The sequence below is a fragment of the Xenorhabdus sp. SGI240 genome, from assembly GCF_040081915.1.
Taxonomy (GTDB): domain Bacteria; phylum Pseudomonadota; class Gammaproteobacteria; order Enterobacterales; family Enterobacteriaceae; genus Xenorhabdus; species Xenorhabdus bakwenae.
Genome location: NZ_JBEBMB010000055.1, coordinates 1 through 3,201, shown reverse-complemented (window position 1 = coordinate 3,201; position 3,201 = coordinate 1). Strand labels below are relative to the sequence as shown.

The following is a 3,201-nucleotide window of genomic DNA, read 5'->3' as shown; positions in this document are numbered from 1 at the left end:
GCTGTGCTAATTATGTGAATGAAAACTCTAACTTTAGAAGGCCATAAATTAACACAATAATGTGACAATATACTTATATTAGTTATCGAAACAACTATGAACAGGTTAAACAGGAGGAAAAAAATCAAGCTCACATAAATTCAAACTATTCTTAAGGGATAGCGTTCTATCCCTTAAGTTTTAAACATCTATTTGACTACTTTCCTCTGGACAACAGCTTCTGCATCACCATCTGCCCGAACATGCCGGCGGATTGTCTGACCTGTCCCACGCCCTGGCTCATCATGCCTGCCATATCACCCATCCGTACACCGGCCCAGGCCAGTGCCCCCAGCCAGACCATCGGCAGGACAATAAACAACGTGCCCATCACCAGCCCCATAATCAAATCGTCCGAGGTGTTCTGAATGCCTGCCAGATTAAACAGGCTATGAGTGTCTGAGCCGTACAGCGCGTCCAGTAAATAGCTGTCCAGCCAGCGGGCGGTTTCCCACCAGAAGGTCAGGAAATTCAAAGAAAATAGAGCAAACGTCAGTGTGAGTACCGTCTTAAATTCATAGGCGGCAAACAGCAGGATCAACGGGATGAGGATATACAACGCCATCAGGATCACCGCCTGCATCATCGGCAGTGCCTGACGCACCGCATCAAACACCGGCATACCGAGTAATCCGCCCAATAAAGTCCCCGCAGAAGCACCGACCCGGTTGCCCGCATCCAACAAGGTAGGATCAGCATTGCCGCCATAGCCTGCGTAAACATACCCTTCCTGAGAAACCGTCAGGTTTACCGGGCTGACCAGACGGCGGAGCACCGCTTCCTGATATTCCTGTGTATTTTTGCCCAGCATTTTCAGGGTGGCTGACAGACGCAGCCATAATCCCGGATCGGCCTGCGCCAGTACCCGGTCTTTCAGACCGGTTTTGGCGGCTGACCACCAGGCTTTGCAAGTGGGATAACCGCCCTGCCCGGTATACGGCCGCCCACTGTCCCGGCTCTCACTCCACGGGAAATAGGTACGGGGCGTTCGGGATTGCAGCGTATTATAATCACCGGCTAAAAACGTGCGGCTGCCCAGCCAGTCGATATCATTCAGCCTGGTGTCGTCGGTGGTTTGCCCCTGATCCCGCAGTTTCCACTGATACAATGCCAGCGCATAACAATCGTGGGTGAAATCCTGCAACTCCGCTGCCAGTGCCGGATTACTGATGCGGGTGTGCTGCACTTCAAAGCGCAGTTGCCGCAGATCCGGGCGGCAGGGGATGGAGGCAACGGCTGCCTGGGTGAATCCTTTTGACAACCGGTGTACCACCGCCCACCAGAGCGGCACGGCAGCCGTCTGGTTATTCAGGCTGGAGATCACCGGTGCATAACCACTTTTGTCCGGTGCTTTGGGCGTCCAGGTGCCACAGCTTTTGGCGCGGGACGGGTCATACTGGAGGGTGGTCAGGCTGACATTCACCAGTGGAACACAGCACACCACCATCACGAAAAAGGCGCAGTACAGGGTATTTTCAATCCGGGCAAGTGATTGTAACCCGCCATTGCCGTCGTCTTCACTACATTCTCTCACCTTCAGCCAGACGGCGATCACCTTTATCACTAAAGGCGCCGTAAACAGCCCGGTCGCAATCAGAATTTGCCATAACCCGTTGTTAACCACCCAGCCGAGCAGGGTCAGAAAGTATTCCAGATAGCTGTTGGTGGTCATCGGGTTTCTCCGCTATTCCCTGACAGGGCGTATTCACACAGTAAAATGAACATCAGACTGACGACCAGCATTCGAATTAAAGTTGCACGATGTGTCTTCTGATGTTGTGTCCGCCGCCAGATTTTCCGGCTGCCCCAGCCCAGTACGGCATACAGACATAACCGCCAGATTAACCAGAATTCCCCGGTGTCGGTTATCCAGCGGTGAAGCTGAGTCAGGTTTTCTGCCTGTTGCAGCCCAAGCCAGCCTGTCGCTAACGTGATAACCATCACCAAAGCGATAATCAGTGATAACGCGACACCTTTTCTTAATACTGAAATCTTCTCTGCCATCGCTGACCTTACCTGCGCTCACGGTTTGGGGCTTCCAGCTGATAAAACCGCGCATCGGTGCTGTCCGGTACCTGTTTTTGCGGATGCGTTTTAATGCGCTGGGTGTCCCGCTCGATAATGGTCAGGATAGCGTTGCGCGACAGTTCCCGTTTCAGCCACATTTCATTTTTCAGCGCATTGATTTCCCTGTCCAGCGCCTCAATCCGCCGTTCCCCTTCGGCCAGGGCTTCCGGCTGGGCGGCGGCATTGGGTTCTGACATGCCGGTGATTAACATCCGCCGCATCAGCAAGGCCGTTTCAGTGGTTTCCGCCATCGCCAGTTCGCCCGCCAGACGGACTGTTAATGCGGCACTGTCCGGGTCTCGCTGTAACGCCTGAATGACACCTTTGGTTACCGCCAGACTGCCGGTTTTCAGCTTAGCGAGATTGGCAGCTGTCGGTTTTTCGGTGTCATTGACCAGTTTCACCAGCTGTTCAATATTGGCTTTGGTCTGTTCTTCCAGCATCGGTGCAAAGCCCGTACCGGCCACCGTTGCACCCGGCTGTTGGTGTTCCCCGCCACTGGTGCATTCCGCCGCATTGCCACAGGTACGGATGGCGCGGTCGCCCAGCACGTTTACCACCGCTTCCGCCGCTTCAGTGGCATTTTTGAATTTGGTGCAAGCACCCCCCTGACAATCTTGCAGGCGAACAGAAGACTGGCTCAGCACGGGCTGATTATTCATCATATTAAAACCCGCGCTGGCTAAATCACGGGTGGGCCGGATAGCATTCTGTCCCCTGCCGCCCTGCTTTTTGCCACCAATCCACTGATGTCCTCCCATGCCGGTGGTTTTGGCGCCGGCATTATTGACTCTTACGGCATCCGCATCCCCGCTGTTAACCAGCGTTTTATACTCCTGCAGAGCAGCAGATTGTGTCCATTTACTGTTTTCAGCAAAATTCATCATCCGCTTCGCCATGTTCTGACAATTAAACTGGGCCTTGTCGAACGCCACATTGGCCTGCAAGACCCCATTGGTCAGCATGTCATAGAGTCCCGGATTGGCACGCTGAATGATCATGGCAGGAAGACTGGCCACCGCGCCGGTGGCCCCCTGGATCACCTCACTCATCAGGTTCTTAAATCCGGCGGTAATACCGTTCAGCTGGTTGCCG

The 3,201-nt window shown here is 53.9% G+C and carries 3 protein-coding genes; all 3 read right to left on the bottom strand.

The features are described 5' to 3' along the window. Nucleotides 1-196: 196 nt before the first annotated feature. Nucleotides 197-1,711, bottom strand: a complete 1,515-nt coding sequence (locus ABLA76_RS12515) for a conjugal transfer protein TraG N-terminal domain-containing protein (protein ID WP_348988163.1) — start codon at nt 1,709-1,711, stop codon at nt 197-199. After that, nucleotides 1,708-2,043 carry a hypothetical protein gene (locus tag ABLA76_RS12510; protein WP_047962754.1) on the bottom strand — a complete coding sequence of 112 codons (336 nt, stop codon included), beginning with the start codon at nt 2,041-2,043 and terminating at the stop codon, nt 1,708-1,710. Before ABLA76_RS12510 ends, ABLA76_RS12515 begins: the two co-directional genes overlap by 4 nt. An 8-nt stretch (nt 2,044-2,051) precedes the next feature. Further along, nucleotides 2,052-3,201 (bottom strand): integrating conjugative element protein (locus tag ABLA76_RS12505; protein WP_348988162.1); only part of this gene is annotated, 1,150 nt, incomplete at its 5' end.